The organism is Waterburya agarophytonicola KI4 (assembly GCF_020640915.1).
Taxonomy (GTDB): Bacteria; Cyanobacteriota; Cyanobacteriia; order Cyanobacteriales; family Xenococcaceae; genus Waterburya; species Waterburya agarophytonicola.
This window is the reverse complement of the sequence record NZ_JADWDC010000035.1, coordinates 42,376-48,969: the sequence shown is the minus strand read 5'-3', so window position 1 is coordinate 48,969 and position 6,594 is coordinate 42,376. Positions and strand designations below refer to the sequence as shown.

At 39.5% G+C, this 6,594-nt stretch carries 5 protein-coding genes; 1 reads left to right on the top strand and 4 read right to left on the bottom strand.

Annotated elements, in window-relative coordinates:
* Nucleotides 1-85: 85 nt before the first annotated feature.
* The gene (locus tag I4641_RS14170; protein ID WP_229641192.1) at nucleotides 86-1,612 is read left to right on the top strand and encodes a bifunctional aminoglycoside phosphotransferase/ATP-binding protein; all 1,527 of its coding nucleotides are present in this window, start codon (nucleotides 86-88) and stop codon (nucleotides 1,610-1,612) included.
* Between the two features lie 24 nt (nucleotides 1,613-1,636).
* Here the strand turns inward: I4641_RS14170 and I4641_RS14165 are convergent, their stop codons facing one another.
* From I4641_RS14165 to I4641_RS23830, 4 genes are all read right to left on the bottom strand, one after another.
* Nucleotides 1,637-2,167 (bottom strand): pentapeptide repeat-containing protein, encoded by a 531-nt coding sequence (locus I4641_RS14165; protein WP_229641191.1) that lies wholly within the window; start codon nucleotides 2,165-2,167, stop codon nucleotides 1,637-1,639.
* Between the two features lie 381 nt (nucleotides 2,168-2,548).
* Entirely contained in the window at nucleotides 2,549-3,472 is a 924-nt protein-coding gene (locus I4641_RS14160) for a hypothetical protein (protein ID WP_229641190.1), read from the bottom strand.
* Between the two features lie 113 nt (nucleotides 3,473-3,585).
* The gene (locus I4641_RS14155) at nucleotides 3,586-6,363 is read right to left on the bottom strand and encodes a cation-translocating P-type ATPase (protein WP_439655349.1); all 2,778 of its coding nucleotides are present in this window, start codon (nucleotides 6,361-6,363) and stop codon (nucleotides 3,586-3,588) included.
* A 91-nt stretch (nucleotides 6,364-6,454) separates the two neighbouring features.
* Complete coding sequence (locus I4641_RS23830) at nucleotides 6,455-6,583, bottom strand: hypothetical protein (protein ID WP_263858233.1); 129 nt, start codon at nucleotides 6,581-6,583, stop codon at nucleotides 6,455-6,457.
* Between the last annotated feature and the right edge of the window lie 11 nt (nucleotides 6,584-6,594).

The window sequence follows — 6,594 nt, the reverse complement described above, 5'->3', positions numbered from 1 at the left end:
GATTCTATCTAATTCTGGCATATTTTGACTTGAGATTTTGATGCGATTACCCTGGATAATTATTAAATATTGTTGTTTTACGGTTATGACTAAGGATGATAATCGATTGATTACTCGAATGCAGCAGTCTGGCTTTTATCCTCATGCCGTGGCGGAAAATATTGAACTTATTCAAACTCATGCCTCCTATATTTTTTTGACAGGAGATTATGCCTATAAAATAAAAAAAAATATTAACTATGGATTTCTTGATTATTCTACTTTAGCCAAAAGAAAGCATTTTATTAAAATAGAATTGCAACTGAATAGTAAAGTTGCTCCCGAACTTTATCTAGAAGTTATCCCGATTAGCGATCGCGATAAAAAGTTTATTCTCGGCGGTTCGGATAATATTGTGGAATACACCCTTAAGATGCGTCAATTTCCTCAAGAGAATTTATTTAGTAACCTCCTCAAAGAAAGCAAGCTATCCAACAATGACTTGATAAAATTAGGAAAGATTGTCGCTCAGTTCCATTTGTCAGCCGAAACCAATAGCTATATCAACAGCTTTGGGACAATAAATAAAATCAGTGCTGCATTTACCGAAAACTATCAGCAGTCGGAGAAATATATCGGTATCGTTCAAACACAAGAACAGTTTGAAGCTACCAAACTTTATACTGATTCTTTTTTTATAGAACAACAAGATTTATTTAAAACTAGAGTTAAACAGAACAAAATCAAAGAATGTCACGGGGATTTACATCTCAAAAATATCTGTCTGTGGCATCACAAAATTCAACTATTTGATCGCATTGAATTTAATGAATCTTTTCGCTTCGTTGATACGATGTACGATGTAGCGTTTACCGTCATGGATTTAGAAGCCAGAGGGGAAATTGAATTTACTAATGCTTTTCTCAATAGTTATTTGGAATATTCAGGAGATTGGGAAGGCTTACTTATATTACCTTTATATTTGAGTAGACAGGCTTACGTTAGGGCAAAGGTAAACTCCTTTCTACTGGACGATCCGCAGATCGTTGAAACAGATCGACAAGAAGCGAGCAAAGCTGCCAATGATTACTATCGTCAGGCTTATCGATATACCCAGAGTAAGTCGGGTAGTTTAATTTTAATGTCTGGTTTATCAGGTTCGGGTAAAAGTACTGTTGCTAGAGAGATTGCCAAAAATAAAGGTGCAATTCAGATACGTTCCGATGCCCTTCGCAAACATCTAGCAGGGACATCTTTAGACGAGTCTGGTACGGATAGTATTTACACGCCAGAAATGACCCAAAAAACTTACGATCGCCTTCTAGAATTAGGCATTAAATTAGCCAAAGCAGGATCTACAATAATCCTCGATGCCAAGTACGATCGTTTTGCCCTACGCCAGGCTGTAATTGCCCAAGCTCAACCGGCAAATATTCCTTTAAAGATAATCCACTGTATAGCACCTATTAATATATTGCGCGATCGTCTCAATCAGCGTCAGGGAGACATTTCCGATGCCACCGCCGATCTAATCGTTAGTCAACAGGCAAAAGAAGAGGCACTCACCACAGCAGAAAAAGCCTATGTAACTACCGTGGATACCTCTAGATCTAACTGGCGAGAAACGCTATAGGAAAAGTTAATAGCTAAAAGCTTTTTAACCTGACCAACTAACCCAGTGATGAGATGTGTTTTCTTGTTTTCTTTCACATCCACCCCAATTTATATGTTCTAAGACTGCATTTTTAGTTTCTGCTACAGAAATATCAGTACCCGCTAGTTTTGCTTCAGTCAAATCTGCACAGCTCAAATCCGCGCCACTAAGATCGACATCAGTTAAATTTGCGCTGCATAAATTGGCACCATGGAGATTCGCACAGCGTAGATCTGCACCACTTAAGTCTGCGCCTCTAAGATCGGCGTTTTTTAAATCTGCACCGATTAAATTTATCTCTAATAGATTTGTCCCGACCAAACTTGTGTTTATCAAGCTAGCGTTAGTTAAATTAGCCTGCTGTAAACAAGCACCACTTAGATCTGCATCGTTCAAATCTGCATTACTTAAATCTGCTTGAGTTAAGTTGATTCTGGTTAAATCGGCAGCTTCGAGATGAGCAGAATGCAAATTTGCTCTGTTAAAATCCAAGATGCCATAACGGTATTGACGGATTAACTGTGTAGCTTTCATTGTTTGCTCCTTTTGACTAATGATTTAACAGTTAACTCAGCCAACACCACCAACAACATGAGTCAACTATCAGGGGTAAGTGAAGATCAGAACCTCATAATTTGCGTTCTTCATAACAAAATATAATAGTGACAAAACTTGAGGAACTTGTGAAGAAAATATATTGTGCAAAATATTTTGCAATATAATAACTTGATCGCTCTTTGGGTTGAAGTAAAAGCCAGCTATGCTAATTACTTTGAGTAGCTGGCTTTCTAGAGGTATTCAAAGACTATAAATGAGTTTATATATAGATGCTGAGGAACTTGTGAAGGAACACCTTTTTAACTAATCGATACTTTCCCTTACTTTTTTATCTACATCTAACGGCACAGCATTTTACTACACTTCGTTTTGCAATTGTGCCAGAGAAAATTCTTGACCATTAAAATTGAATGCCTCTATATTGCTGAAAGACATGGTTGCAGAATCGAATGTAATATCAATAGAAGTTGAATTTGTACTACCAAAAGTGATTAAATTTTCGTCATAGTCAAAACCCAACTCTGCCCGATCATAGCCATGACCGCCATCGACGTTTCCTCTATGGTCCCCGAAACCTCGTATTAAATCGTTACCTTGTCCCAAACTAATCCGACCAGAACCATCAAAATCAGCAAAACCACCAGTTAAGGCATCAATAATATCGTTGCCTTTTCCCATATTAATGGTACCCGAACGGTTAGATATAGCAACATTGTTACTCTTAGCAAAGATAATATCGTTTCCTTCTCCCGTGTCAATCGTACCCAAGAAATTAGCTACTCCAGTACTACCAAAAAAATTGTCAGCAGGATTAGTTGCAATACCAGAGATAATATCATCACCTTTTCCCATGATGATTGTACCTCTACTGCCGACTCCAACCGCTAAACCAGTGCCAAAGATATTATCATTCCCATTTCCCGTATTGATTGTACTTGATACCCTTAGAAAAAAGCCGTCAAACCCCTGCCCAACGAGATTATCATTCCCATTTCCCGTATTGAGTTGAGCATTGAATCCGAGGTCAATAGCGATAAAACCACTGCTATTAATAGTATCATTGCCATTTCCTGTATTGAGTTGAGCATCATCATCAATCAAAATACCTTGAGATTCACTATTACAGTTAATCAGATCATTTCCGTTCAACGTATTAACTGTTAAGCCTTGAGGAACATTAATCGCCGTCTCATCATTGACAAAATCGCTTTGATTAGTCCATGTGCCCAGTAAATTGCCATTCTCATCTGTCCAGCCAACTTCGGTAAAATTAATAGTCATAACAGTATCTGCTAATTTTCTTATGTTCACCCGATCTATAGCTGAGATAAATGAAGATTATGTGACGATAACTTCTCCGTTCACTTGATTATCTGGAACTGCTGTTTCAAAAACTATTTCTTGAAAAAATAACGCTGGCATAGCTTTTCCATTTCTACCCAGACAAATACCAGCAGACTAAAGCCTAAACAAATTAGTAGATCGGTAAAGCTGAGAATACTAGTCTCAAAGAAGTTACGTAAAGGTGTAACGTAAATCAGTAATACTTGTAAAACAGTGGTTAAAGCGATCGCACTAAGTAAATAAGGATTTGAAAAAAAGTTCATTTCGATAGTTAGTCTGGTATCAGAACGTACCGCTAGGGCATGACCCATTTGTGCCAAACAAAGGGTAGTAAATACCATCGTTTTCCAATGATTGGGGTTTGCACTGTCAAGATCGTGATTATAAGACCACACCATTAAGACAATGGTTAATAAGGCAAAAATAATCCCAATTCTCACCATATATAAACCCATTCCACGAGCAAAAATGCTTTCCTTGGGATCGTAGGGTGGACGACTCATGACGTTGGGTTCGGCTGGTTCTAGTGCCAAAGCTAATGCAGGTAAACCATCTGTTACTAGGTTCATCCAGAGAATTTGTAAAGGAGAAAGGGGAACGCTGCTTAATCCCAGTAACGGTGCAGCAGCAATGGTCAACACCTCGCCAATATTACTACCCAGAATATATTTAATAAAACGTCGAATGTTGTCATAGACCACCCTGCCTTCCTCGATCGCAGCGACGATAGTAGCGAAATTATCATCGAGCAGAACCATATCGCTAGCTTCTTTACTGACATCGGTTCCCGTAATTCCCATGGCAATACCAATATCTGCCTGCTTTAAAGCTGGTGCGTCATTGACTCCATCCCCTGTCATAGCTACAAATTCACCCTGTTTTTGTAATGCTTTAACTATCCGCAGTTTGTGTTCTGGAGCAACGCGGGCATAAACGCTTACCTGTTTAACAGCTTGTTCTAATTCTGTTGCGGACATCTTGGCTATTTCTTGCCCTGAAATTACTTGTTCGTTGGCATTGGCAATATTTAATTTAGAAGCGATCGCCATAGCGGTCAAAGGATGATCTCCTGTAATCATTACTGGTCTAATGCCAGAGTGTAAACAATTTACTACCGCCTGTTTGACTTCCTCTCTAGGGGCATCCAACATACCCAATAACCCCAGCCAAACCAGTTCCTGTTCGTTCTCTTCTTCAGTATTTGCCGAAGGAATTTCCGCGAGAGGTTTATAAGCCAAGCCCAATACTCTTAAGCCGATACTTGCCAAGTGGGTATTCTGATTTAGAATTTGCTGCCTGTGCTGTTTGGTAATGGGTTGAAATTTACCGCTGATTTGAATGTAGAGCGATCGCTCTAAGATTAATTCTGGCGAACCTTTGACAAACATTACATAGGGAGAATCCGAATCAGAATTACTTATTATGACAGACATTCGTTTACGTTCCGAATCAAAGGGAAACTCTCCCAACCGAGGTCTATTTCGCTCAAGATCTTCCTTAAAAAGTCCTGCCTTTCCTGCCAAAACTAATAGTGCGCCTTCTGTGGGATCGCCTAAGATAGACCATATAGCTGTTTTCTGAGAAGTTTTGCGAGAACACTGGAGTAAAGCATCATTACAAAATATACAGGCTTCTAATAGTTTACTAATCTCTGGTTCTTTTTCTAATAGGTTATGATTTTCTCCTTGAAATTCTCCTGTTGGCTGATAACCAGTCCCTGTCACCTCAAAGTTAAAGGAGTTGGTGCATACTTGCTGTACAATCATCTTATTTTGCGTTAGCGTACCTGTTTTATCAGAACAGATGGTAGTCACAGAACCCAAGGTTTCAACTGCTGGTAGTTTACGAATTAAAGCCTGACGGCGAATCATTTTCTGTGTCCCGATCGCTAAAGTCACAGTCACCACCGCAGGTAATCCTTCGGGAACTACTGCCACTGCCATACTTAAAGAAGTTTCTAAAATTTCTTCAAAGATCTGCCAGCCCGATTTGATTAAACCAGCAACGGTAACTAAGACAACTAGAGATAAAGAACCACCAACCAGTACCTTACCCAGTTGAGTCATGCGCTGCTGTAAAGGAGTCGGTTCTGTTTCTACCGTTTGAAGCATGGTAGCAATTAGACCAATTTCCGTCTCCATGCCTGTTTTAGTGACTACGGCTTTGGCTCTACCTTTGGCTACCTGAGTACCCTTAAAAATTAAGTTTAGGCGATCGCCCAGGGGAGCATCTTCCCCTAAGATTAGATCGGCATCTTTAGTAACGGCAGTAGCTTCTCCCGTGAGGGTAGATTCGCTAACCTGTAAATTTTGTGCTTCAAGCAAATGTCCATCCGCAGCAATTTGAACTCCTGCTTCAAGTAGTATGATGTCTCCTGGCACTAATTCTTCTGCATCAAGCTGTTGAGTTACCCCTTCACGAACAACCTTGACATAAGAAGAAGAGAGACGCTTAAGAGCAGCTAAAGCTTGTTCTGCCTTACTTTCCTGCACATAGCCCAAAATGCCGTTCAAAATAACAATAGTAAATATAGCAATGGAATCCTTGGGAAAATTACTGTGACGTAGATCTAGAATTGCCGAGATAATGGCGATCGCCATCAGCATAATGAGCATGATATTGGTAAACTGATCCCATAAGATACTCAGCTTACTTCGACCAGCCGTCTGTTTAAGTTCGTTCTTGCCAAAATACTTTCGTCTTTGAGCAACTTCGTCATCAGATAAACCACTGCTAGCATCACTGTTGAGTAATTCAATCGCTTTTTCAGGGCTAATAGTGTGCCAATCGTTCATGCTCGACAATGTACCAAAGGTATCAAACGTAATTTCAGGATTCATAGCTTAGAACAGTTTTGAACACTTCAGAAACCAAATAATTAGTTAAGACTAATAAAATGAAGACTGATTTGCAGACATTCTAGCTAACTGTTTGATGTAGTAAAGGAAGTAACAGCAAAGGAGAAACAATACAGGTGAGGGCAGAGACTAAAATTGCGCTCGTTACAAACAGCAATGACATCAGAGCGATCGCCACAAGATCGTCCATGTCCGCTATAT

Excerpts from the sequence above, each read along its gene's own strand:
- I4641_RS14170 (WP_229641192.1), top strand. The coding sequence starts at position 86 with ATGACTAAGGATGATAATCGATTGATTACTCGAATGCAGCAGTCTGGC.
- I4641_RS14165 (WP_229641191.1), bottom strand. The coding sequence starts at position 2,167 with ATGAAAGCTACACAGTTAATCCGTCAATACCGTTATGGCATCTTGGAT.
- I4641_RS14160 (WP_229641190.1), bottom strand. The coding sequence starts at position 3,472 with ATGACTATTAATTTTACCGAAGTTGGCTGGACAGATGAGAATGGCAAT.
- I4641_RS23830 (WP_263858233.1), bottom strand. The coding sequence starts at position 6,583 with ATGGACGATCTTGTGGCGATCGCTCTGATGTCATTGCTGTTTGTAACG.